This is a genomic window from Streptomyces coeruleorubidus, from assembly GCF_008705135.1.
GTDB lineage: Bacteria > Actinomycetota > Actinomycetes > Streptomycetales > Streptomycetaceae > Streptomyces > Streptomyces coeruleofuscus.
Window position 1 is genome coordinate 442711 of the sequence record NZ_CP023694.1, and the last position, 24586, is coordinate 467296.

The window sequence follows — 24586 nt, forward strand, 5'->3', positions numbered from 1 at the left end:
CTCCCCGGGGCGCAGCGCCCCGCTCCCGCCCATCACCGGACACCCACCCCAGGACCGCATCCCATGTTCCGTACCGCCCTGCGCAATGTGCTCGCGCACAAGGCCAGACTGCTGATGACCGTGCTCGCCGTGATGCTCGGCGTGGCCTTCGTCTCCGGCACCCTGATCTTCACCGACACCCTCTCCCACGCCTTCCGCAAGCAGTCGGCCAAGAGCTACGAGGGCGTCGCCGTCGGCATCACCTCGTACGTCGACATCGACGACGGAGAGGAGACGGGCCTGTCCCAGCGGACGCTCGACAGGATCGGCGAGCTGGACGGGGTCGCCTCCGTCACCGGGCGGGTGAACGGCTTCGCCGGTGTCGGCGACCCCGACGGCAGGCTCATCGGCGCCGAGTGGTCCAACACGGGCTCCAACTTCGCCCCCGGCAAGGACGGCGAGGACCCCGCCTACGACTTCACCGACGGCTCCGGCCCGGTGCGGGACGGGCAGATCGCGCTCGACGAGGACACCGCCGCCAAGGGCGGGTACGAGGTCGGCGACAAGGTACGCGTCGCCACGAACGGCCCGGTCGAGGAGTTCACGCTCACCGGTGTCTTCACCACCGACGACGGTGCCGTCGGTGCCGGCGGCAGCCTGGTCCTCTTCGACACCTCCCTCGCCCAGCGCCTCTACCTGAAGCCGGGCCACTTCCACGACGCGACCGTCACGTCTGCGCCCGGCGCCGACGACGAGAGGATCCTCGACGCGGTCAAGCCGCTGATCCCCGAGAACTCCGAGGCGAAGACGGGCGCCGCGCTCGCCGAGGACCAGGCCTGGACGATCGAGCAGGACATGAGCAGCCTCAACCAGATGCTGCTGAGCTTCGCGGGCATCGCGCTCTTCGTGGGCGTGTTCCTGATCGCCAACACCTTTACCATGCTGGTCGCCCAGCGCACGAGGGATCTGGCGCTGATGCGCGCGGTGGGTGCCTCTCGCAAGCAGATCACCCGCTCGGTGCTGGCCGAGGCCGCTCTGGTCGGTCTGGTCGCTTCCGTGGTCGGTTTCGGACTCGGTGTGGCCCTGGCCGCCGGGTTGCGCTCGGGGATGGCCGCGTTCGACATGAAGGTGCCGGCCGGCCCCCTCGTCATCGGTACGACACCCCTGATCACGGCGCTCGCCGTCGGCATCCTCGTCACCATGTTCGCGGCGTGGCTGCCCGGCCGCCGCGCCGGGAGGATCCCGCCGGTGGCGGCGATGAACAGCGTCCACGCGGTGCCGACCACCAAGTCGCTGGTCGTGCGCAACTCCATCGGGGCCGCTGTCACCGCGCTCGGCGTCGCGCTGATCACGGCGGGTGCCGCGATCGGCGAGAGCGGGCGGGAGATCATCGGCGGCGGTGCGTTCTTCGCGCTGGTCGGCGTGATCATCCTGATCCCGCTGTTGTCGCGCCCGGTCATCGCGCTCGTACGGCCGCTCCTGGTCCGTGCCTTCGGGGTGGCCGGCAAGCTGGCCGGGCAGAACGCGGTCCGCAACCCGCGCCGTACCGGTGCCACCGCCTCCGCGCTGGCCATCGGCCTGACGCTGGTCACCGGCCTGTCGGTACTGGGCGTCTCGATGGGCGCGGCGCTGGACAAGGCGACCACCGACCAGATCAAGGCCGACTACATGATCGAGACGGCCGCCGGCGGCGGCGTGGACCGGTCCGCGCTGGCGGCGCTGGACAGGGCCCCGGGTGTCTCGGCCCTCTCGCCGGACCAGTCCGCGTACTTCCGCGTCAAGGACGACTATGTGTCGGCGACAGGCGTCACTCCGGGCGATGTCGAGCGGGTCCTCGACATCGATGTGGTGAACGGTTCGCTGAGCTCGCTCGGCAAGGGGCAGATGGTGGTCGACGAGAAGACGGCCACCGAGCAGGGCTGGAAGGTCGGTGTCACCGTGCCCGTCACGTTCGACGACGGCAAGAAGGGCTCACTGAAGGTCGGCGCCGTCTACAAGGAAGGGGCGGTCCTCTCCTCGGTGCTGGTGGACACGAAGGTCATCACCCCGCACGAGGCGAGGCCGTACATCTCCCGGATCTACGTGAAGACGGACGGCGGCCCGAGCGACGCGCACGAGAAGGCACTGATCAACGCCCTCGGCAAGAACCCGGCGATCAGTGTCATGGACCAGAAGGACATCCGCGACGAGTTCGGCGGCGAGATCAACATGATGCTGAACATCATGTACGGCCTGCTGGCGATGGCGCTGCTGATCGCGGTGCTCGGGGTGGTCAACACCCTGGCCATGTCGGTCTTCGAGCGGCAGCAGGAGATCGGCATGCTGCGCGCGATCGGCCTGGACCGCCCCCGGGTCAAGCGGATGGTCCGTCTGGAGGCCGTGGTCATCTCCGTCTTCGGCGCGGTCGTCGGCGTCGCCCTCGGCTCGTTCCTGGGCTGGGCGATCGGCCAGACCATCAAGGACGAGCTGCCGCTGTACGCGCTGGTCGTTCCGTGGGACCGGATCGGGGTCTTCCTGGTTCTGGCTGCGCTGGTGGGCGTCCTGGCCGCGATGTGGCCGGCGCGCAGTGCCGCGAAGCTCAACATGCTGAACGCCATCAAGGCCGAGTAGGTGGAAGAGAGGCTGGGCGGGCGGGCGAGTGGTGCGTCAGGAACTCGCGGTCGCCGGCGGGGCGGAAGCCGGCTCCAGACGGACACAGCAGTGGCCGGGGCTGGGCGCCAGGCAGGCGTGACGACTGCTGTCCTGAAGCCCTTCGAGGACGCCCCTGAGCAGGTGGAGGTTCATCCCGCACACCGTCTGGGTGTGTTCGCGGGCGAGAGCGTGGAAGGGGCAGTTGCCCAGCACGATCGCGTCACCGTCATGGCGGGGCTCGAACCCGTACCGCTCCAGAAGGCCGAACACGCCTGTGCCGCCCTGGTCGGCGAGCTGGGCGCCGAGGTGGTGCGCCTTTCGGTGCAGGACGGCGCGGACCGGTTCGCCCGTGGCCTCGGATTCCTCCATGGCCTGGGCGAGGAGCCGTCCTGCCAGCTCGTAGTGCCGCTCGGGCAGGCTGACGGTGACCTCCCTGGCGGAGCGCTTGTAGAGCTTGGCCGGCCTGCCCGCTCCCGGGCCGGTGCGGCCGCTGCGCCGTTCGTAGACGACGTCGAGGAGTGATTCGCCGGCCAGCCGGTCCAGGTGGAAGGCCGCGGTCTGCCGCGCGAGACCGAGAGCGGCGGCGGCTTCGTCGCGGCTGACCGGTCCTGGCTGACGCACGACGTGCTCGTACAGCCGCCTGCGGGTCGGCTCGTCCAGGGCGGCGACCGCGGAGACATCGGGGCGGGGTGCTTCTTTCGGGTGGTCCACGAACACCAGTGTAAAACCCACAGCCATTGACTTAAGAACCCTTCCGAGCTTCTATCGATAGTGAGAGTTGTCGATAGAAGGAACGGTGCGTCATGACGTCCGCAACCAAAACCACCCCGTCCGTCGCGCCCCGGCGGGCCGTGCTCAGCGACCCCGGCTATCAGGCGTTCGCCATCCTGCGCGTCGGGTTCACCGTGGCGCCGATCCTGTTCGGGCTGGACAAGTTCGCCAACCTGCTCGTGGACTGGCCCACCTACCTCGCGCCGTGGATCGACGACGTGGTGCCCGGCAGCGCCCAGGCGGCCATGTACGCCGTGGGTGTCGTCGAGATCGTCGCCGGCCTCGCCGTCGCTCTCGCCCCGCGCTTCGGGGGCTGGCTGGTGGCCGGATGGCTGGCCGGCATCATCGTCAACCTGCTGACCATGCCGGGGTACTACGACGTCGCGCTGCGCGACTTCGGCCTCCTGCTCGGCGCGGTCGCCCTCGCCCGGCTCGCCCAGCGCTACCACGGCGAACGCCGGCCGCACTGACACGGCGGCGCGCGCGGGGGAAGGCGGGTGAGCCGGACGAGGGCTCACCCGCCTCACCCGCGCCCGGTCCCCGGCCGGGTCAGGTACGCCCGGACGGCTGCCGGTGTGGCGTGCGGTGGTGGAGCCGGATCGCCACGGGGGCGGCGGTGAGGACGGAGGAGTACGTACCGACCACGAGGCCGATGAGCAGGGCCAGGGCGAAGTCGGTGAGCGAGGACCCGCCGAGCACGGCGAGGGCGGTGAGGATGAACGCGGCGCCCATGCCCGTGTTCACGGTCCGGGGCAGGGTCTGGACGATGGCCTGGTCGGTGATGTCGGGCAGCGGTGACCCCGGCGACTTGCGGGAGATTTCCCTGACGCGGTCGAAGAGGACCACGGAGTCGTTGACCGAGTAGCCGATGACGGTGAGCAGGGCCGCCAGGAACACCCCGTCGACGGGCCTGCCGAGCCAGGCGAAGACGCCGACGAGGATCACCACGTCGTGGGCGAGGGCGACGACCGCCGCCGTGCCGAACACCCACCGGAAGCGTGCCGCGAGGTAGACGAACTGGGCGCCGAGCGCCACGGCGAGCGCGATCAGGGCGCCCCGGCGCAGTCCCTCGCCCAGGCTGGGTCCGATCAGTTCGTCGCGTACCTTGTCCGCCCGCCCCGCGAGTTCGCGCACGGTACCGGTGACCTCGGTCTCCTCGGCGTTGGTCAGCGGATCGGTGCGCACCGTCAGGCCGGTATCGCCGGAGGACTGCACGACCGCCCGGGGGAATCCGGCGCCGGCGAGGGCGGTGCGGACCCGGTCGGGATCGAGGGGGCTGGTGGTGGCGTACTCGATCAGCCGGCCACCGGTGAACTCCACACCGAGGTCGATACCGCGTACCGCGATGCCCAAGCCCGCCAGGACCAGCGCGGCGGCCGACACGGCCAGCCAGCGGCGTGGCCTGCGCATCAGCCGGGGGTTGCGGCGGGTGAGGCGGGCGCGGACCGCGCCCGTGGTGGCGATGCCGGTGAGGCGGGGGCGGCGGCGTACCCCGGGACGGCTCACGGCGACCTCGGCGAGCACGCGGGTGATCACCAGGGCGCTGAACATGGAGGCGAGCACACCGATGCCCAGCGTGACGCCGAAGCCCCGCACCGGCCCGGAGGCGAGGAAGAACAGCAGGGCGGCCGCGATCAGCGTGGTGATGTTGGAGTCGGCGATCGCGCTGAAGGCGTTGCGGAACCCGGCTGTCAACGCCGAGCGGGTGCTGGGCCGGCGGCGGGCCGTGTACTCCTCGCGGGCCCGTTCGAACACCAGCACGTTGGCGTCCACGGCCATGCCGATCGCCAGGACGAAACCGGCCAGGCCCGGCAGGGTCAGGGTGGCGCCGAGCGCGGCCAGCGCGGCGTACGAGACGAGGCCGTAGCAAACCAGGCCGACAGCGGCCAGCACACCCACCAGCCGGTAGACGCCGATGATGAACAGCGAGGTCAGCGCGGTGCCGATTGCCGCCGCCCAGGCGCTGGCGGTGATGGCCTGCGCGCCGAGGGTCGGGCCGACGGTGCGCTGTTCCACGGTCTCGACGGGGACGGGCAGGGCCCCGCCGTTGACGAGCAGGGAGAGTTCGCGGGCCTCCTCCGGGCCGAAGGAGCCCGTGATCTGTGTGGCGCCGTCGCGGATGCCGGTCCGGCAGGCCACGGACGGGTCGACCTGCGGTGAGGAGATGACCTTGTCGTCCAGGACGATGGCCACCCGCCGCGCCGGGTCGCCCGCCGGGTGACAGGCGGCCTCGCCGGTGAGCCGGGCCCAGCCGGTCCGGCCGTCACCCTCGAAGCCGACGGTGACGTGCCATCCGGCGCCGCCCTGCTGGTCGAACCGGGCGGCGGCCTCCTTGACGTCCTCGCCGGTCAGAGCCGCGGCCCCGAGGCGCAGCGGCGTGCCGGACTCGTCGGGCAGGACGTGTTCCCGGGGGCGCTTCGGCAGCGGCCGGGAGGCGTCGCCGGAGCTGTCGGCGGTGCCGAGCACCTGGTGGAAGGTGAGCTGCGCGGTACGGCCCAGGACGTCGGCCGCCCGCTTCGGGTCCTGCACACCCGGCAGTTCGACGATGATCCGGTTCTCGCCGGAGCGGACGAGGGTGGGTTCGGCGACGCCGAGCCCGTCGATACGGCCGCGCAGCACCTCCAGGGCGCGGTCGGTGGCCTCACTGTCGGCGTCGGTGGTCGGGGTGGAGCGGGTCTGCAGCACGAGTTGCGTACCGCCGCGCAGGTCGAGTCCGAGGCGGACCGGCACGGTGACGGCGATGTACAGGGAGAGGGCGATCACGGCGAGGGCGAACAGCGCCCTCACGCGCACGGAACGGTTCAACGGGGGGCCTCCGGCAGGCGCACGGCGGCCACGCGGGCGCGGCCGGGGTGCTGTCGAGGAGAAGGAAAGGGGATGTCAGATGCCGGAGGTCGCCGGGGGCGCTCGCCCACGGTCATGGGGTGCGTGAGAACACGAGGAGGGGGTGTGCGCGGCCGGCGCCGGAAGCGGCCGCGCGGCGCCGGGCGGGGTGACGCGCGTGCCGGGAACACAGGTGGCGAGGTGCCCGCGCGGGGCAGGATGCTCGCTGTGCGACTCCTGGCTGGTTGCCGCGCGGACGGCGCAGACGGTGTCGCACCCGTCGTCGGCGGCGCGTGGCCGGGTGTCCCCGTGCCGGTCGGCCCCTGCCACCACGCCGGCCACCGGCCAGCCCGTCGTTCCGACCGTCGCACCGGGGGGCGGGCCGGCGATGCCGAGCGCGGCCAGCAACACCAGCACGACGGCCGCCAGCACCGCGACGCGGGACCGGGCGCTGCCGGTACAGGGGACGGTGCGCGCAGTGCGGTGCATGCACCGTCCCCCCTCTCATCTCATCGTGGTGCGCGACTCAGCTCATCGTGGTGCGCGATGCGGGCCGGCGCCCCGGGCTTCTAGGCGCCTCAGGCCTCGAGGCGCCTCAGGCCTCGAGGCGGCTCAGGCTTCAAGGCGGCTCAGGCTTCGATCAGGCCGGCGCGGATGGCGTACCGGGTCAGTTCCAGGCGGTCACGCAGGCCGAGTTTCTGCAACAGGTTGGCGCGGTGCCGCTGGACGGTCTTGACGCTGATGAACAGCAGGTCGGCGATCTCCTTGGACGAGTGCCCCTCCGCCACCAGCTTGAGGACCTCCTCCTCGCGGGGGGTGAGGATCTGGTCGGGCGTCTCCTCGCCGTGGCGGGCCCGGTCCAGGTAATTGCGGATCAGGGCGGTGACCGCGCCCGGATACAGGAAGGGCTCGTCCCGCATCGCGGCCCGGCAGGCGGCGATCAGGTCCCGGTCGGCGACGGACTTCAGCACGTACCCGTTCGCGCCTGCCTTCAGGGCCTGGAAGAAGTACTGCTCGTTGTCGTGCATCGTGAGCATCATGATCCGCAGGCCCGGCTTGAGGGCGGCCAGTTCACGGGCGGCCTGAAGGCCGGTCAGGCGCGGCATGGCGATGTCCAGCACGGCCAGGTCGACTTCGCGGGCGCGGGCCATCTCGATGGCCTCGGCGCCGTCCCCGGCCTCGGCGACCACTTCCAGGTCCGGTTCCCGGTCGAGGATGAGCCGCACCCCGCGGCGCACCAGCGCATGGTCGTCGGCGAGCAGGATGCGGATCGTGTTGGTCCCCGTCGTGGCGGTCGTGGTCGCTTCGGGCATGGTCAGGGCTGCTTCCTGGATACGGGCGCGGTGAGCTGGACCCGGGTGCCGGTGTCGGGTGCCGGGGTGATGTCGAGGCTGCCGCCGATGAGCAGGGCCCGCTCGCGCATGCCGCGGATGCCGGCGCCTTCCCTGGGGGCCTCGACGCCGCAGCCGTCGTCGGTGACGGCCAGCACCACCTGGTCGTCGGTGTGACGCAGGGCGACGGTGACCTGTGTGGCGTCCGCGTGCCGGGCGACGTTGGTCATCGACTCCTGGGCTACGCGGTAGAGGACCAGTTCCGTCTCCGGCTCCAGGACCGGCAGGTCGGCATCGAAACGGCGGGTGACCTGCAATCCGGTGTGGGTGGCGAAGTCCTCGGTGAGCGAGGTCAGCGCGCTGACCAGACCCAGGTCGTCCAGCACTCCGGGCCGCAGCCTGCGCGCCAGGCGACGCACCTCGTCCAGGCTCTCCCGGGTGATCTCCTGCACCTCGTGCAACTGCTCGCGCAGCGCCGGCGGTGCCTCGTCCGAGGCGCGCTTGAGTTCCAGCAGGATCGCGGTCATGCTCTGGCCGACCTCGTCGTGGAGCTCCTGCGCGATGCGGCGACGTTCGGCCTCCTGGGCCAGCAGAGCCCGGGCACTGCTGGTGGCCCTCTCGTGTTCCAGGCGCTCCAGCATGGCGTTGAACGTACGGATCACTTCGGTGATCTCGCCGCCGCCGGAAGCGGGCAGGCGCTGGCCGGGACGCAGCAGGTCCACCGTGGTCATCAGCTTCGTGAGCCGGCCCAGCGGGGCCAGGCCGAGCCGCAGCAGCGCGGCGTTGGCGACCAGCATGACGACCAGGCCCCCGACGAGGATGATCGCCTCGGTGAGCAGAACCGGCACGGAGACGGTCACGGGCGCCCACAGCAACAGGGCCGTGGCCGTGCCCAGCACCACGGCGTTGAGGGCGAAGATCCGCCAGAACAGGGACACCGGCCCTCCGCCTCTCTTCTGGAAAACCTCGGTTCACCTCCATCATCGGCCGTGCGCAGCCCCACCGCGGTCAGGATCCGGGCGTGCTCGACTGAGCCCTGCGGCCAGCCTGCCCCGTCCCGAGCACCCCGTCGATGGGGCCCAGCCCCCATTTCCCCGGGCGGGCACCACCCACGGCACGGCCGCATGGATCCCCCGCCCCGGCGTAAATGGGCCCCGCGCCCGATAGGTATCCGCCACCTGCCCGGCCAGGGTGGAAGAAACCCGATCACCCTGACCGAGAAAGGGACCGACCATGTCGCTCGATGTCACCCGGGCCGAGCCCCACCTTCACGAGGCCCGTCTCCACGAGGCGCGTCAGCGCCTGGAGCACGCCCGCACCTCACGGCTGGCTCAGTTGCAGGCCCTCGACGAGTCCGGGCCCAGTACGGACGACCACCTGTCGGCCGTCCAGAAGACCGCGATGGAGCGGGTCATCAAGGAGATCGAGGCAGCTTTCGCCCGCATCGAGGACGGCACCTACGGGACCTGCCTGGGCTGCGCCAAACCCGTCCCCCCTGAACGCCTGGAGATCCTCCCCTACACCCGCTACTGCGTCGCCTGCCAGCGCCGCGCAGCCTGACCGACGCCCGTACCGACCTCCTACGCCCTGCCTCAAAAGGGGTGAAGCGGTGACCGACCAGACCATCGGCGAGAGCACGACCCACCTGTCGGCCGAAGACCTCGCCGCGCTGCGCGAGAACCTGCACGAGCAGCGCTTGTTCCGCCGAGAGCAACTGCGCCAGCTCGCCGGACCCACCACCTCCCGTTCCGAGGACCGGCTCCAGCGCCAGACCGCCGCGCAGATGGAGGTCCGCATCAAGCTGGCCGCCTCCGCCCGCATGGTCCTCGCCGACGTCGAAGCTGCCCTGAGCCGCATGAACGAGGGCTCTTACGGCATCTGCCACCTGTGCCGGCGCCCCGTCGCCCGGCAACGGCTGATGATCGTGCCGCAGGCCCGCTACTGCGCCCGCTGCCAGCAGGTCAAGGAGGCAATCGCGTGACCGGCGACGCGCAGGTGGCTGCGCCGCAGTCCATCCTGGCGGCCCACGGCCGACCGGCAACGGATGTCCTCGCCGACGCCGACGCGGGCCGCGAGCCCACCACGGGCACCTCCCCGCAGACGACCGAAGGGCCCTACTCCCGCCGCGGCGTTGGCCGTGTCGAGACGTCGAGACGCCGGCTTCGTGTCGGTGGCCAATCCGGGATCCTCACGCACGGCCACACCAGCGATCAGCTGCCTTCGGAGAGGTCCCCGTGAAGGAGCCGTGCCGTGAGTTCTATGCACCGCGTCCGGGCCGCGGAGAAGCCATAGGGCATTTTGGTGACCGCTTCGAAGGCGCTCATCTGGGTGTCCTCCTCGTCGCCCGTCAGGTCGGCGTCGTAGATCTCGAAGAGCTTCTCCTCGGCCACGTCCAGTCCGGCCGCTTCAATGGCCTGGAGCAGGGCCTTGTGGTGGGCGCAGTGCTGCGCGGCGAGTTCCTCGACCTGCGGGTCGTGGGGGTCGACGGTGTCATCGAGGGCGGCGTCGGCCGCGTCGAGGCGGTCTGCCTCGGCCCGTAGGCCGGGATGGGTCGCCAGGGTGATGAACACACTGGCCTGAATTGCGGCTCCCAGCGGCCCGAAGATCCGTTCCGTGACCAGCAGGGCGTCCAGGTCGGAGGGGCGCAGTGCGCCAGGAGGCAGGTGGCTGAGCCGGTCCGTGACCAACGGGGAGAGCAGGCCCAGTGGGCTGCCCACGGCTCGCAGGCGCTGGACTGCTGCGCGCTGACGCTTGATGTCGGCCTCCTGGGCGGCCAGGGTCTCCTCCAGCCGGCCCAGGACGTCCTCAACGTCCCGGGCTTCGTCGAAGGCGGCCCGCATGTCGTCCAGGCTGATGCCGGCCTCGGACATCTTGCGGATCCACAGCAGGCGGATCATGTCGTCGTAGCCGTAGCGGCGGCGTCCGTCTCCGCCTCGCTCGGGCTCCGGCAGCAGACCGATCTGGTGGTAGTGACGAATGGCGCGCGGGGTGGTTCCGGCGAAGGCGGCGGCATCGCCGATCTTGACCTCGCGGGGAGGCGTGGCGGAGGGGTACATCGCAGACAGGGCCTTTCGTGCTGTGGTGCCCTCGACGACACCACATGCCGCTACGGCATGTGCAACTACACACCACCCGGACCCTGACGGGCTATCGGGCGGCCCCCTCGCCATTGGTGTCCCGTCCCAGGGCAGGCCCGGAATGGGTGGGGAGATCCGTCGAGCAGGTCTGATGGCACCCCGAGCAGGGGTTGGGGATTTTCAAGGAGCCCCATCACACCGAGGGACGGCAGCGGGTGGACATCGCCGATGGCCGTCCCGGCGTTCCGCTCCAGCCGCGAATCACCGTACTCAGCGCCGGCCAGGGCGTACCCATCCAGGGCGCCGAAGTCGACGTGTGGCACTGCGACGCACTCGGCTACTTAGTCCGGCCACCTCGCCCACGACCCCGACACGCTGCCACGACCCCGACACGCTGCCACGATGAACGAGTCCGGCCACGTCCCGCCCACCGGCGAGTCACGCTTCCCGCGCGGCTCCCAGAGCCCTACACCGCCCGGAGTTCAGCCCACCCCGCGCACACCACCAAGGCGTAGAAACACGTCCCGGCCGCTGTTCATCGCTCCTAACCTCTGTGGATAGAACAGCTAGGGCGTGTCTCTTTGATGGGTTGGTCAGTTGATCGGATGCGACCGTCCGATTAGTGATCAACGATGCGAGGTGGGACCGGATCGAGCCGCTGATGCCGGCGGATCCGGTTCGCGGGCGGCGATGGGCCGACCACCGCCGCACTCTTGAGGCCATCGCGTGGAAGTACCGCACCAACTCGCCCTGGCGGGACCTTCCCGACGAGCTCGGCTCATTCCAGACCGCTCACAAGCGGCTGATCAGATGGGCCATCGACGGCACCTAGGAGATGATCCTCACCGCCGCCCTGGCGGCGGCAGACGCCGATGACGACCTCGACTGGACGGTGTCAGTGGACTCCACGGTCGTCCGGGCTCACCAGCACGCTGCCGGAGCACGCAAAAGGGGGCGGCCCACCGCAGTGAGCCCGCCGATCACGCGCTCGGCCGCTCCCGCGGCGGGCTGAGCACCAAGGTCCACCTGGCCGCAGACGGCCGCGCACGGCCCCTCGCCTTCACCGTCACCGCAGGCCAGGCAGGTGACGCACCCGCCTTCGAGACGGTGATGTCCCGCATCCGCGTGCCCCGCAGGGGCCCAGGCAGGCCCCGGACCCGGCCCTGGCCGTTCTGGCCGACCGCGCGTATTCCTCCCGCGCCATCCGCAGCCACCTGCGGCGCCGGGGTATCCGTGCGGTCATCCCGCAGCCGTCCGACCACATCGGCCACCGCCTGCGGCGAGGCCGGCTCGGTGGCCGTCCGCCCGGCTTCGACAGCGAGGTCTACAAGCAGCGGAACACCGTCGAGCGGTGCTTCAACCGCCTCAAGCAGTGGCGCGGCCTGGCCACACGAACCGACAAGCTCGCGATCGCCTTCCAGGCCGCATGCAATAGCTCGTATGCGTTGCTCTGCTATCCCCGAGGACCTGGTCGCCGCGCAGTGCGCCTGGGAACGGACCTGTCGGAGCCTTGCCGATCCGGCCAACCGGCAGCGGACGACAGCCCTCCGCCGCCGCCTGCTGCAGCTGTCAGTCCAGGTGTGTGGCATCCGTACTGGCAGCAGGCTGGCACCGGACAGCGGGCAGCGCTGCGCTCCTGGGCTCCGGATCTGGAACCAGGGACTTGGTAGGTGACCAGCCCGCGCGGTGACCGGCGAGCAACAGCTGTCGTGCCATCGCTGGATCGAGCGATTCAGCGCGACAGTCCGGTGAGGACTGACTCTCGGGCAAGAGACGGGTGTCGATGACGATCTTTATGACAAGGGCGGAGTTCATGGGAGTCCGTGCTGTGAGGGGTACTGACAGGGACCCCCACTGATCGCTTTGTTTTCCTACGCTGAGATCCATGGACAACCGGGCCGAAGTCAGCGCATTCCTCAAGTCCCGCCGCGCCAAGATCACGCCGGAGCAGGCGGGCATGCCGGTGTACGGGCAGCGGCGTGTGCCCGGGCTGCGCCGCGGGGAGGTCGCGATGCTGGCCGGGATGAGCGTCGAGTACTACACGCGTATGGAGCGCGGCAATCTCACCGGGGTCTCCGACAGCGTCCTGGATGCCCTCGCCCAGGCCCTGCGGCTGGACGACACCGAGCGGGATCACCTCTACGCCCTGGCCCGGACGGCCAACACCAGTGCGGCCCGGGCCCGGCGCCGCCCGAAGAAGGCGACCGTGCGACCCAGTGTGCTGCGCATCATCGAGGGCCTGCACGACCAGCCGGCATACGTGCGCAACAACCGCATGGACATCCTGGCGGCCAATCAGCTCGCCCGCGCCCTGCACAGCGAGGTGTTCGAGCTGGAGCCGGTCAACACCTGCCGGTTCGTCTTCCTCGACCCGCGGGCTACGCGCATGTATCCCGACTGGGAACGCGTGGCCCGCGAAGGTGTGGGCGTGCTGCGGGTCGAGGTCGCCAAGACCCCCTACGACCGGGAGCTGTCGAACCTGATCGGTGAGCTGTCCACCCGCAGCGACGTGTTCCGCACCATGTGGGGCGCGCACGACGTTCACGTCTTCACCGAGGGAACCAAGCGGTTCCACCATCCGGCGGTGGGCGTGATGGAGCTGGTGCACGAGTCGCTGGCCCTGCCCGGCGACGAAGGGCTGTCCATCACCGTGTACAGCGCCGACCCCGGCACCCTGGCCGCGGACGCCCTGAAGCTGCTGGCCAGCTGGGCAGCGAGCCAGAACCGGGACGCGGCCGCCTCTGAGGCCGACACCGAGCACTGATCCCGGTCGGCACCTGCGGGACTCCCCGCCCCGGCACCGCCCTCAGGCCGTTCGGTCCGCTGCATCTCACGCCCGTCCACCCGGCGTCACGTCAGGTCCGGCTATCAAGCGAGAGTTCAAGACAGGAGGCGCAGCGGGTGTAAAAAGCCCCGCACCGTGCGAGTGCGGGGCGGGAAGGCGCGGCCGTACCCTTCGAGAGTTCGGCGGACGGCTCAGAATTCGTAGTCTGCGATGATCCATGTGGCGATCTCGCGCCACAGCGCCACGCCCGCCTGGTGGTCCGGGTGCTCGAAGTACGTGTGCAGCGCGTCCACGTCGTCGAACGCGAAGTTGGCCGCGAAGTCGTAGGCGATGGGGCGGTCGGTGAAGTTCCAGCCGAGCTCGCAGGAGCGGATCTCCTTGATGCTGCCGTCGAGCGCGCGGAGGGCGTCCACACCCTTCATGACCCGCGGGTCATCGCGCTCGACGCCCTCGTTGAGCTTGAAGAGGATCAGGTGGCGGATCATATGAGCTCCAGGAGGGGCGTAAGGGGTGGCCTGTCTGGACGTAGCAGGCGGCGTTTCCCGGGTCCGTGACATCACGTACAGCACGAAGACCACGAGCTGGACGCGTTGGAGGCTGAGGGCCGCGCCGTCTTTGCGGCCCACTTGGTCGACACGAGCGCGGGCGGCCTGGAGACGGCGACCGCAGGCTGCGCGGACTTCGCGCGCAACTACTTGTACCCGGCCGCGCCTGCGCCGGCACCCTCGTCGACTGGGCCAAGACCTGTCTCAACGTCACGATCAAAACCGCGAGCAGGCCCAAGGGCTCGCGGGGCTTCGTGGTCGCTACTCGCGGAGCATCGCGCCGCCGTTGACCGACCAGACCTGCCCGTTGATCCACTCGCCGTCGTCGGACAGGAGGAACGCCACGATGCCGGCCAGGTCTTCCGGCTTGCCGAAGCGGGGGCTGGGAAGCGTCATGCGGGTGAATTCCAGCGCCTCCGGGCTCAGAGCCATCTTCTGCGCGGATTCGGTCAAGACGACTCCGGGAGACACGCAGTTGCAGCGGATGCCCTGCTTGCCCCAGCGGGAGGCGATGTGACGGGTGAGTGCGTTGATCCCCGCCTTGCTTGTCTGGTAGGCCGCACGCGCATGGTCGCCCACGTGCGCCGCGAGGGAGGAGGTGTTGACGATGGCACCACCGCCCTGTTCCAGCAGGAGGGGAAGGACTGCGCGGCTGGTGAGCGCGAAGCCGATCAGGTTCACTTCCAGGGTGCGCCGCCATACGGCCGGGTCCATGTCGAGCAGATCGCCGTCACGGCCCAAGGTCTCCGCCGAGACGTCGGCGGCGACGTTGTAGAGGCCGTCGACTCCGCCGAGTTGGGAGACGGCGGTGTCGACGAGCGCACGAACCGAACGCTCATCGGCGAGATCGAACTCGACGGCGAAAGCCGTTGCGCCCGTACTGGTGATGCGCTTGGCGGTGGCCTCGGCCGCGTCGATGTTGATGTCACCGACCACGACCGCCGCGCCCTCGGCCGCGAGCCGCTCGGCGGTGGCCGCGCCGATCCCGGAGGCACCTCCGGCGACGACGATGCGCTTTCCGTTGAGTCCCTGCATTGCACTACTCCTTGTCTGTTCCGGCGCCGCAGCGATCGTCTGCTGGTAACGCCTCGTGGGGGATGTGCGGGTCTGATGTCGACCGTCATCTCGAACTGGGGACCGTCGTCCGCGCTCTCAGCCCCTTGCGGATGGAACCCGGCGGGGCAGATCAGTCCTGCGGTACCAAGGGCTGCCTCCTCCAGTCCCCCGGGAGCCTCGGTCAGCAGTACGACGATGTCTCCCTCTTCCCGGTGATCAAAGACGTCGGGGCGATCAGGGCGCACTGCCCGGCACCCACGCACTTGGGTTCGTCCACGGTGAGCTTCATTGGGGGTTCGTCATTCGACCGGAAGCTCTACTTCAGATAACACCGTATCCGACACTCGTCGGAAAACCAACACTTGTCGGTTAGGTAGAGTGTGGGCCATGACCACGTCCCGACGGAACGCGCCGGCAGGCGACCGCCGCGTACGGCGTACTCACGCGGCCCTGCAGGGAGCACTGATCAAGCTCGTCGAGGAGCAGGACCTGGGTCAGATCAGCGTCGCGGACGTGGCAGAACAGGCCGGGGTGAACCGCACGACCTTCTACGACCACTACCGGGACGTGCACGAACTGGCCGAGGCCGCCTGCACCGCGACGATCGACACCCTCATCGAGTCCCTCCCCGCCCTCGACCCCGCGCTGGCGGCCCCGGACGCGGAACCCGCCCGCTCACTCGTCGCGTTCTTCGAGAACCTCGCCGAACACGCCGGCCTCTACCGCAGCCTCCTGGGACCGCAGGGCAGCGCCCGCGTCATCGACCACATCCGCAGCCGAATCTGCGCCAGCGTCCACGTCACGGTGCGCCTCAACGCCGGCGCTGCGCCGGACAGCGTCTCGACGACCGACATCCCCCACGACGTACCCGCCGCATTCACCGCCGGGGCACTCCTCGGCGTGGCCACCGACTGGCTCCAACGCGACAGCCCCCGCACACCGAACGAGATGGCCGAACTGACCTGGCAACTCCTCGTCACCCACCACCCCACCGACGCCCGGCATGCCACAACATGAGGTGATCCTGCGGCTCGCGAGCCTCGAGAAGAATCACCCGCGAACGACGATCAAGACCGCAGTCGACAGCGCGAAGGGCTGGAGGAGACGCTGGGCAGCGGGGATCGACGAACATGCGGCTGGGAGGAAACCACCTTCGCCCAGCTCTGCACGCCCCGCGCCGCCGTCGCGTCCGTGCCGCACGGAAGTCACCGCAGGCCGGGCGGACAAGCATTCCGAATCCCGCACCCAGGCCAGGCTTTGAAGCCACCCGGCCCGACTCCGACCCGGTGCTGCTGGTCGGCCGCCGCCCGCCCGCGCGACGGCGCGGGGATCACCGTGAGGCACCGGCGTCTGTCTTCTCGCGGAGGTCTCACCCCGAAAAGACTTGCACCTGACGTTAGCGTGAGGTTCTAGCGTGGCTGTCGTCGGACCCGTCCAGGGCGCTCCCGACGACGCATACCTACGTGAAGGACCACCCCCCATGCACATCGCCGACTCCGTCGCCCTTGTCACCGGTGCGAGCCGCGGCCTCGGCCGCCACTTCGTCACCCAGCTGCTGGAGCGAGGAGCGACGAAGGTGTACGCCACCGCACGCAACCCCGAACGCGTTGATCTGCCCGGAGCGGAGGTGCTCCGGCTCGACATCACCGACCCGGTCTCCGTCGCCGCCGTGGCAAAAGCCGCATCGGACGTGACGCTGCTGGTCAACAACGCCGGCATCAACACCATCAATAACCTGGTCAACGGGGACCTGGACCAGATCCAACTGGAAATGGACACCGCCTACTACGGCCCGTTGCGTATGATCCGGGCCTTCGCTCCGATCCTGGAGGCGGGGGGCGGCGGGGCGATCGTCAACGTTCTGTCGGCGGCGTCCTGGGTCCCTTCCGAATACTGGGGCGCCTACAGCGCGGCCAAGGCCGCCGCGTGGAGCATGACCAACAGTGTCCGTCTCGAACTCTCCCGGCAGAACACCCTGGTCACCGGCGTGTATCTGGGGCCGACCGACACCGACCTGGCCCAGGGACTGTCGTTCCCGTTCGAGTTGAACGACCCCGCCGACGTCGTCAGGGCTGCTCTCGACGGGGTCGAGGCCAAGCAGTCCGAGGTCATCGCCGACGGGCTGTCCGCGCGGGCCAAGGCCAACCTGGCTCTGGACCCGGCTGTGGTCTACACACCGGCTGCGGCCACCGCCTGACATCCCGGGATCGCTCACCCCGGCGCGACGGTCCGCAATCGACGAGCGTGCCCTCCATTCCCCCAGCTCGCACAGCGAAAAGAAGGCCCCGCCATGAACACCCCCACCTCGTCCAAGCCCAAGGCACTGATCGTCATCCCGTCGGCTGATCTTCTACCGCTCACCGAACCGGCAGGCCACCCTGGCGTCTCCACCGGGTTCTATCTGGTCGAGCTGGCGCAGATCCTCAAGGAATTCGGCGACGAGTACGACTTCACCTTCGCCACCCCCGGCGGGCTCGTCCCGCAGCTGGAGATCAACGGCCTGGCCCTGTCGATGCACGCCGCGGCCAAGTTCAGCTCCGCAACGGTCTCGGCCACCGCGGCACAGGTCTTCCGGTTCGATGTCGACGCCTTCCGTGCCAAGCGGCCCGGGCTCGTCGCCCGTCGGGACACCGAACTCGCCCTCGCCCGCCGCTACCTGGGCCGCCTGCCCGTTTCCGAGGCGCTGCCGGGCAGCGACAAGGAGGTCGTGGTGCTGCGTGACGACCTGATCAAGTCGATGCAGGACCTGCCGGAGCACACCTTCCCGTCCGTCGAGCAGCTCGTGCACAGACACCGCGACCCCGAGGACTCCTTCGACCTGGGCGCGTTCGACTTCGTGCACATGCCGGGCGGCCACGCTCCCATGGTCGACTTCGTCGACAACCCCTGGCTCGGCGAACTCCTGCACACCCTGCGGGAGAACCGGGTGCTGATCTCACTGATCTGCCACGCCCCGATCGCCATGGCCTCGGCCAAGTACCGGGTGAGCCCCGACGGCACCGTCGTCACCGACTCCGAGCACGCCTTCAACGGCGTGCGGGTGACCACGGTGGCCAAGTCCGCCGAACTCTTCGTCCTCAGCAACGGCTACCTCAAGATCCCCGGCAAGAAAGTGCGGATGGGCTACTTCATCGACGAAGCCCTCGGAGACGCCGGCTACCAAGTACAGACCACCACCAACCCGACCGCCATCAAGGTCATCTGGGAGGAAGGCGTCCGCCTGCTCACCAGCAACGGCCCCCAGGCCATCGACGAGCACACCGCACACCTGCGCACCCTCCTGCCCCGCCACTGACCATTCCTTTCCGGCGCCGCCGACAGTCACCGACGTGGCGCATGGCAGCTGCGGATGCCGTGCGCCACGTCGGCCTGTGTCCGCCTGATTCACCGTGATCTGGCCCGCTGCTGCCGGACGAGACGAAAGGCTCGTGATGGCGACGTCAGCTAGGCTGAAACCTCCCACTAACGTCAGATACAACTCTGACGCGACGCTCAATCGGAAAGCAGGAGCGATGCGGATCGGAGAGGTCGCCGCACAGGCGGGGGTCAGCGTTCGGGCGCTGCGTTACTACGAAGAGCAGGGGCTGCTCGGCGCCACGCGTACCGGCGGCGGGCAGCGGCAGTACCCGGAGGGCGCGGTCGCCCGGGTCAGGATGATCCAGCAGTTGTACGCCGCCGGCCTGTCGAGCAGGCTCGTTCGCGAGGTCCTGCCCCGGTGCATGAACGAGGGCGAGTCGCCCGTCGGGTTCAGCGACAGCCTCATCACCGAACGGGCCCGCATCGACCGCCAGATCGGCGACCTGACAGCAGTGCGCGCCCGCCTCGACGAGATCATTGCGGTGGCGACAGACCCCAGCCATCCGCACCACAGCCATCCCGTACGCGGCGGCGCTACCGCCGGCACCGCCTGAATCGGTACCCAGGACCGCCTGAATCGGCCTGCCCCACACTGGTCACCAGCAGTGTGCGGCAGGCCGATTCAGCGACGGACCTCACCGTGGCCGCAGGGGTACGAGCCGGTGCCCCTTCCGCTGCCGCACGGTCCCGCCACGGACGGTGCGACCGACCCGGGCGCAGTCTGAGCCCCGGCCGGTCGCGTCACAGGCATACGCGAGAGTGCGTGCTCACTCCACAGTGAGGACGACACGCCCCTGGAGCCCACCCTTGATCATGCGCGCGTAAGCCTGCGCGGCATCCTGCAGCGGGTACGTCTCGGCCACGCGCAACGCCAGGTCCCCGGCCGCGGCCAGATCGGACAGCGTCGAAAGCGTCGCTCCGTCCGGGCCGACCTGCGTCAGGAGGACCCGGATGCCCCGCTCGGTCTGGGGCAGGGCATCGAGCCGTGTGGTCACGAACCTGCCGCCGTCCGCCACCGCCCCGATGGCAGTCTGCCCCAGCCTGGCCGTGTCCAGAACGGCGTCGACTCCTTCGGGGCGCACCGCGCGGACGGTCTCGACCAGCGGCTGCGACGCCGACACGTACACGTCGGCCCCTGCCACCTTGGTCGCGAACTCGCCCGCGGGCGACAGGTCGGTCGCGATGACCACAGCACCCCGGCGCTTGGCCAGCTGCACCGCGTAGCCGCCAACCGCCCCCTCCGCACCGGTGACGAGCACGCTCTGGCCCGCCTGGATGCCGAGCAGCTCGACGGACTGGGCCGCGGTCAGGCCGTTGAGGGGGATGGTGGCGGCGTGGACGGGGTCGACACCGACGGGCGCCGCGGCGATCGCCTGGGAAGGAACCACGATGTACTCGGCCTGGCCCCGGTTCAGCCCCAGGGGCAAGCCGTGGCTGAACGCGATGACGGGCTGCCCGGGCGTCCAGTGGACACCCGGGCCGACGGCGTCGACAATGCCGGCGACATCCCAGCCGAGGCCATAGGCGACCCCCTCCGGCGGAGCCGGGAAGAAGCCCCCGCTCCAGGCCGCCACATCGGTCGGATTGAGCGCAGCCGCCTGAACCTTGATACGAATCTCGCTCAAGCCCGGAACCGGCTTGTCGACCTCGGCGACCTCGACGACGTCCGGGCCGCCGAGCGAACGGTAAACAGCTGCACGCATGAGTACTCCTGCTGTCGGTCGCACCTGCTCACAGCAGACGCGGAAGATCGTTGACCTAGGGCGTGTCCGTAAAGTCCCGTCGTCCGCCCGGAGGGCGGGCCCCGCGGCGTCCGGTGCGTGCTCTGGGGGTACCCCCGGCCGAAGGCTGGGGGAGTGCCGGGCGGACGCCCGCGTACTGGTTGTACGCGGGTGTTCGACCGGTGCGGCGAGTGGGGGCACCTCCCACGCCCTTAAGGCAGTGAGGGAGCGTGCCGGGCGTCGCGGGGCAGGCGGGACTTTGCGGACACGCCCTAGGGAAGCGAGGTCCGCAGCGAGCCGCGGAGCGCCAACAGCAGCCACGCTAAAACCTGACACCAACGTCAGGTGCAAGTCGGGCAGCACCCGGCATGAGGCCGGGCACGCCGAGCTGGTTCTCCTCCATGGTCCAAGCCCTCGGTCGAGTAGAGCGGGGTGTAGGGACGACACGCAGGACTGGACAGGGAAGTCGTCACCAACGACGCCTCGCAGATCATCGAGCGAGAGCACCTGCGAGGCCGGCCAAGCGGGCCAGCGTCGACTTGCCCGCGCCGGAGGCTCCGATCAGCAAGATCGGCACGATCAGCCCGTTTTCGGGCAGGCACGGGTACAGCACCGAGGTCCTTGGATATCTCCTTGCGGGTGACGGAGCGCGCAGCCCAGTTCCGGCGTTGTCGTGATCAGGGCGGCGGCCTCGTGCAGGCAGCAGGAGACGTCGCCGGCACGGGCCGGCCAGATCTGCTCCGACGGGCGGGCGGCGGTACTGACCACCTGCGCGAGCATCGGCAAAGACGGCCCACCTCCCGTGCCGCGGCCGTTACCCCGATTCGCGGTGTACACGCTCACGTTCTCGGCGTGAGGGGGTCTCTGCTGTTACCCCTCACAAGCGTGACTGTCTGCCGGTCTCGACTGCTGGTTTCGTGGAATGCGGCGGGCCAGAAGTGCTCCGCCCGCACAGCCTTGGGCGCGCATGCCGCTTTGCCGGAACGCCTCCGGATGAACGGGGCCCGCCCCGGCTCTCTTGAAAGGATCGTCAGTGAGTTCCCCCTCGTCCACGAAGCCGGATCCCTCGGCCGCCGCACCCTTCACGGGGGACGGCGCCATGGCAGCGCCTGCCGGGAAGGTCAAGCTGCCGCCGGTGGTGTGGTTGCTGGGTGCCATCACCTTCATCATGGGCACCAGCGAGTTCGTGGTCTCCGGCCTGCTGCCGGAGATTTCCGGCGCCCTGGGTGTCAGCGTCTCCAGCGCCGGGACGCTGATCACCGCCTTCGCCGTCGGCATGATGATCGGCGCGCCCGTGATGTCCATAGCGACCCGGCGCCTGCCGCGTCGCTCGGCCCTGGTCGCCGCGCTGCTGGTCTTCGCCGCTGGTCACGTCGTCAGCGCGCTCAGCTCCAGCCTGGGGCTCGCGCTCGTCGGCCGGGTCGCCGCCGCGCTGGGCAACGGCACCTTCTGGGCCGTGGGCGCGGTGGTGGCGACCGCCGCCGCGGGACCGGCCGCCAGCACCCGTGCCACGGGCGTCATGGTCGGCGGCATCACCCTCGCCAACATCGTCGGCGTCCCGCTCGGTACGGCAGCCGGCCAGCTGGGCGGCTGGCAGGCCCCCTTCTGGATGCTCGCCGCTCTCGCCGTGGCCGCCGCCGTGGTGGTGGCCCGCCAGCTGCCCGCCGACACCACACGCGCCGACACCTCTCTGCGCGCCGAGACTGCCGCTCTCACGCATCCGCGCCTGTGGCTGGTCTACCTGGCCATCGCGCTCATCCAGGCCGGCATCATGGGTGCCTACAGCTACGTCGCCCCGCTGCTGACCGAGCGGGCCCACCTCGCGAGTGCCGTGGTACCGCTGGCGATGCTCGGCTTCGGCATCGGCGCCCTGGCCGGCACCACGGTCGGCGGACGCCTCGGCGACCGCCGGCCCTACACCACGCTCATCCCGGCCACCGCCCTCACGGCCGCGATCCTGGGTGCCATCACCCTGTGGGCGACCAACAGCGTCGTGGCCGTGGTCCTGGTCGTACTGCTCGGCGCAGCCGGCTTCGCCAACAACCCCATCGTCGTCGGCGAGGTCGTCCGCATCGCCGGAGCCGGCCGGTCCCTGCCCATGGCCCTGGCCACGTCCGCCTTCCAGGTCGGCATCGCCACAGGTTCCTGGCTCGGCGGCATCGCCCTGACCTCCAGCCTGGGCCTTAAAGGCCCGTCGCTGACCGGCTTCGCCTTCGCTCTCGCGGCCCTGCTGCCGCTGGGCCTGCTGGCCGCCTCCCACCGCAAGGCGGAATCAGCGCGGAGCTGACACCGGTCGGAGAGGCCGGGCCCTCCCCGTGCAGCATCCGACACCTCGATCCGAGCAAGCCGTACAAGACAGTTGGAGATCACCATGGAGCACCGTCTGCTGGGCCGGACCGGCCTGTCCGTCAGCAAGATGTGCCTGGGCGCGATGATGTTCGGCCCGTGGGGCAACCCCGACCACGACGAGGCCACCCGGACCATCCACCGAGCCCTGGACGCCGGCATCAACTTCATCGACACCGCCGACGTCTACTCCCACGGCGAGTCCGAGGAGATCGTTGGACAGGCGATCAAGGGCCGCAGGGACGACATCGTCCTGGCCACCAAGTTCCACAACCCCATGGGGGACGACCCCAATCAGCGCGGCAACTCCCGACGCTGGATCATGCGGGCCGTCGAGGACTCGCTGCGCCGGCTGGGAACCGACTACATCGACCTCTACCAGGTGCACCGGCCCTCACCCGACACCGACATCGAAGAGACCCTGGGCGCCCTGACGGACCTGGTACGCCAGGGCAAGGTCCGCTACCTCGGCTCCTCCACCTTCCCCGGCAGCCAGATCGTCGAAGCCCAGCGGGCCGCCCACGACCGGCGCCTGGAGCGGTTCGTGTGCGAACAGGCCCCGTACTCCATGCTCGTGCGAGGCATCGAGGCCGACGTCCTGCCCACCGCGGCCCGGCACGGCATGGGAGTGATCACCTACAGTCCGCTCGCCGGTGGCTGGCTCTCGGGCCGCTGGCGCCAGGACGCCGACCTGCCCACCCCGTCCCCGGCCCGGCAGCGCCTCGCCGACCGCTTCGACATGGCCCTGCAGGTCAACCAGCGAAAGCTGGAGGCGGCCGAAGCCCTCGCCCACCTGGCCGAGGACAACGGAATGACGCTGATCGACATGGCCATCGCGTTCGCGCTCAACCATCCCTCGGTCGCCTCGGTCCTCATCGGCCCGCGCACGCTCCAGCATCTGGAGACGCAACTGCCCGCGGCCGACGTGGTCCTGGACCCCGCGGTCCTGGACCGCATCGACGCCATCGTCACCCCCGGCACGGTCATCAACCCGGCCGACAGCAGCTTCGCCAACCCCGCCCTGGAACCGGCGGCCCGCCGACGCTGACCAGGGACTTACACGGAACACGGAACACCGACCAGCAAGGAGCAAGCATCCATGCGGTACCGCACACTCGGCAGCTCGGACCTTCAGGTCTCGGAGATCTCCCTCGGCTCGTGGCTTACCTACGCAGGCGGCATCGAGGCCGACGCGACCCATGCCTGCACCGAAGCGGCCTTCGACGCCGGAATCAACTTCTTCGACACCGCCAATGTCTACGGACAGGGAGCTGCCGAGACAACCTGGGGTGAGATCCTCTCGGCCCACCCCCGCGACTCGTACATCCTGGCCACCAAGGTCTGGGGCCCGATGTCTGACGACCCGGCCGACAAGGGCCTGTCTCCCGCCCAGATCGCCCGGCAGATCGACGCCTCCCTCACGCGTCTGAAGACCGACTACGTCGACCTGTACCAGGCGCACCGCTTCGACCCGTCCGTGCCGATCGAGGAAACCATCGAGGCGTTCCAGAAGGTGGTCGAGCAGGGCAAGGCCCGCTACCTCGGCTTCAGCGAATGGACCCCCGAACAGATCCAGGCCGCGATCGACATCGCAGGCCCCGACTTGTTCGTCTCCTCCCAGCCGCAGTACTCCATGCTCTGGCAGGCACCCGAGGCCGAGGTGTTCGGCCTGTGCGCCGCGAACGGTATCTCCCAGATCGTCTGGTCCCCCCTCGCCCAGGGCGTCCTGACTGGCAAGTACAAGCCCGGACAGCCCGTCCCCGAAGGCAGCCGGTTCGCCAGCGAGACGATGGCGGTCTCCCAGGACCTCGTCTACAGCGACGCCATCCTGGAGGCGGTCCAGCGCCTCGCGCCCATCGCCGAGCAGGCCGGGATGAGCATGCCCATCCTGGCGCTGGCCTGGGTCCTGCGCCGTGGTGAAGTCGCCTCCGCCATCACCGGCGCCTCCCGCCCCGAACAGGTCCACGCCAACGCCGCCGCCTCCGGCGTGAATCTGTCGGACGACCTGCTGGCGGCCGTCGACCAGGCCCTCGGCGACGTCCCTGTCACCGAACCCACCCTCGCCCCTTCCGCCCAGGCCGGCATCAAGCACCGCTGAGCAGACGGCTGCTGCCCGGCCGACGCCCCCCAGCCAGATCGTAGGGGCGCCCGCGTGGGGGCGGGA

21 protein-coding genes and 1 pseudogene are annotated in these 24586 nt (G+C 70.0%); 13 read left to right on the forward strand and 9 right to left on the reverse strand.

Translation table 11 applies throughout. The annotated features are described in order from the left end of the window. Positions 1-63: 63 nt before the first annotated feature. Entirely contained in the window at positions 64-2589 is a 2526-nt protein-coding gene (locus CP976_RS02105; RefSeq protein ID WP_150478733.1) for an ABC transporter permease, read from the forward strand. A 36-nt stretch (positions 2590-2625) separates the two neighbouring features. Here the strand turns inward: CP976_RS02105 and CP976_RS02110 are convergent, their stop codons facing one another. Further along, positions 2626-3327, reverse strand: a complete 702-nt coding sequence (locus tag CP976_RS02110; RefSeq protein ID WP_229875925.1) for a helix-turn-helix transcriptional regulator — start codon at positions 3325-3327, stop codon at positions 2626-2628. 86 nt (positions 3328-3413) lie between these two features. Between CP976_RS02110 and CP976_RS02115 the strand changes: the two genes are divergently transcribed. Beyond that, positions 3414-3851, forward strand: a complete 438-nt coding sequence (locus tag CP976_RS02115; RefSeq protein WP_150478735.1) for a DoxX family membrane protein — start codon at positions 3414-3416, stop codon at positions 3849-3851. Between the two features lie 79 nt (positions 3852-3930). On the opposite strand, the gene secD is transcribed toward CP976_RS02115, so the two are convergent. The 4 genes from secD to CP976_RS02135 all read right to left on the reverse strand — a co-directional run bounded on the left by secD (position 3931) and on the right by CP976_RS02135 (position 8473). After that, the gene (gene secD / locus CP976_RS02120) at positions 3931-6186 is read right to left on the reverse strand and encodes a protein translocase subunit SecD (RefSeq protein ID WP_150478736.1); all 2256 of its coding nucleotides are present in this window, start codon (positions 6184-6186) and stop codon (positions 3931-3933) included. A 75-nt stretch (positions 6187-6261) separates the two neighbouring features. Further along, positions 6262-6693, reverse strand: a complete 432-nt coding sequence (locus CP976_RS02125) for a hypothetical protein (RefSeq protein ID WP_150478737.1) — start codon at positions 6691-6693, stop codon at positions 6262-6264. 140 nt (positions 6694-6833) lie between these two features. Further along, entirely contained in the window at positions 6834-7517 is a 684-nt protein-coding gene (locus tag CP976_RS02130) for a response regulator (protein WP_150478738.1), read from the reverse strand. Positions 7518-7519: 2 nt separating this feature from the next. Then, a complete protein-coding gene (locus CP976_RS02135; RefSeq protein WP_150478739.1) occupies positions 7520-8473 on the reverse strand; it encodes a HAMP domain-containing sensor histidine kinase in 954 nt (317 codons plus the stop codon). A gap of 295 nt (positions 8474-8768) precedes the next feature. On the opposite strand from CP976_RS02135, the gene CP976_RS02140 reads away from it, so the two are divergent. Beyond that, positions 8769-9095 (forward strand): TraR/DksA family transcriptional regulator, encoded by a 327-nt coding sequence (locus tag CP976_RS02140; protein ID WP_150478740.1) that lies wholly within the window; start codon positions 8769-8771, stop codon positions 9093-9095. Positions 9096-9144: 49 nt separating this feature from the next. Further along, complete coding sequence (locus CP976_RS02145) at positions 9145-9516, forward strand: TraR/DksA family transcriptional regulator (protein ID WP_150478741.1); 372 nt, start codon at positions 9145-9147, stop codon at positions 9514-9516. Between the two features lie 229 nt (positions 9517-9745). On the opposite strand, the gene CP976_RS02150 is transcribed toward CP976_RS02145, so the two are convergent. Further along, positions 9746-10591 carry a MerR family transcriptional regulator gene (locus tag CP976_RS02150; RefSeq protein ID WP_150478742.1) on the reverse strand — a complete coding sequence of 282 codons (846 nt, stop codon included), beginning with the start codon at positions 10589-10591 and terminating at the stop codon, positions 9746-9748. Positions 10592-11273: 682 nt separating this feature from the next. Here CP976_RS02150 and CP976_RS02155 point away from each other — a divergent pair. Both CP976_RS02155 and CP976_RS02160 read left to right on the forward strand, forming a co-directional pair. Further along, a pseudogene (locus tag CP976_RS02155) lies at positions 11274-12063 on the forward strand (IS5 family transposase); the annotation flags it as partial. Between the two features lie 434 nt (positions 12064-12497). After that, positions 12498-13376, forward strand: coding sequence for a helix-turn-helix transcriptional regulator (locus tag CP976_RS02160; RefSeq protein WP_150478743.1), 879 nt, complete (start codon positions 12498-12500; stop codon positions 13374-13376). Positions 13377-13588: 212 nt separating this feature from the next. Here the strand turns inward: CP976_RS02160 and CP976_RS02165 are convergent, their stop codons facing one another. Together CP976_RS02165 and CP976_RS02170 are read right to left on the reverse strand one after the other, a co-directional pair. Continuing rightward, on the reverse strand, positions 13589-13882 hold the full coding sequence (locus CP976_RS02165; protein WP_150478744.1) for a Dabb family protein: 294 nt from the start codon (positions 13880-13882) through the stop codon (positions 13589-13591). A gap of 321 nt (positions 13883-14203) precedes the next feature. Further along, positions 14204-14977, reverse strand: coding sequence for an SDR family NAD(P)-dependent oxidoreductase (locus CP976_RS02170; protein WP_150478745.1), 774 nt, complete (start codon positions 14975-14977; stop codon positions 14204-14206). Positions 14978-15385: 408 nt separating this feature from the next. Between CP976_RS02170 and CP976_RS02180 the strand changes: the two genes are divergently transcribed. From CP976_RS02180 to CP976_RS02195, 4 genes are all read left to right on the forward strand, one after another. Continuing rightward, positions 15386-16015, forward strand: a complete 630-nt coding sequence (locus tag CP976_RS02180; protein ID WP_150478746.1) for a TetR/AcrR family transcriptional regulator — start codon at positions 15386-15388, stop codon at positions 16013-16015. A 463-nt stretch (positions 16016-16478) separates the two neighbouring features. Continuing rightward, positions 16479-17195, forward strand: coding sequence for an SDR family oxidoreductase (locus CP976_RS02185; protein ID WP_150478747.1), 717 nt, complete (start codon positions 16479-16481; stop codon positions 17193-17195). 93 nt (positions 17196-17288) lie between these two features. After that, a complete protein-coding gene (locus CP976_RS02190) occupies positions 17289-18293 on the forward strand; it encodes a type 1 glutamine amidotransferase family protein (protein ID WP_150478748.1) in 1005 nt (334 codons plus the stop codon). A 217-nt stretch (positions 18294-18510) separates the two neighbouring features. After that, positions 18511-18909, forward strand: a complete 399-nt coding sequence (locus tag CP976_RS02195) for a MerR family transcriptional regulator (RefSeq protein ID WP_150478749.1) — start codon at positions 18511-18513, stop codon at positions 18907-18909. A 213-nt stretch (positions 18910-19122) separates the two neighbouring features. Here CP976_RS02195 and CP976_RS02200 read toward each other — a convergent pair whose 3' ends face one another. Further along, on the reverse strand, positions 19123-20058 hold the full coding sequence (locus tag CP976_RS02200; RefSeq protein ID WP_150478750.1) for an NADP-dependent oxidoreductase: 936 nt from the start codon (positions 20056-20058) through the stop codon (positions 19123-19125). A 1117-nt stretch (positions 20059-21175) separates the two neighbouring features. On the opposite strand from CP976_RS02200, the gene CP976_RS02215 reads away from it, so the two are divergent. The 3 genes from CP976_RS02215 (at position 21176) to CP976_RS02225 (ending at position 24520) form a co-directional block, all read left to right on the forward strand. Further along, positions 21176-22363 carry an MFS transporter gene (locus CP976_RS02215; protein ID WP_229875873.1) on the forward strand — a complete coding sequence of 396 codons (1188 nt, stop codon included), beginning with the start codon at positions 21176-21178 and terminating at the stop codon, positions 22361-22363. A gap of 84 nt (positions 22364-22447) precedes the next feature. Further along, positions 22448-23470, forward strand: a complete 1023-nt coding sequence (locus CP976_RS02220) for an aldo/keto reductase (protein WP_150478753.1) — start codon at positions 22448-22450, stop codon at positions 23468-23470. 51 nt (positions 23471-23521) lie between these two features. After that, positions 23522-24520: an aldo/keto reductase family protein gene (locus CP976_RS02225; protein WP_150478754.1), complete on the forward strand. Its 999-nt coding sequence runs from the start codon at positions 23522-23524 to the stop codon at positions 24518-24520. Positions 24521-24586: the final 66 nt, after the last annotated feature.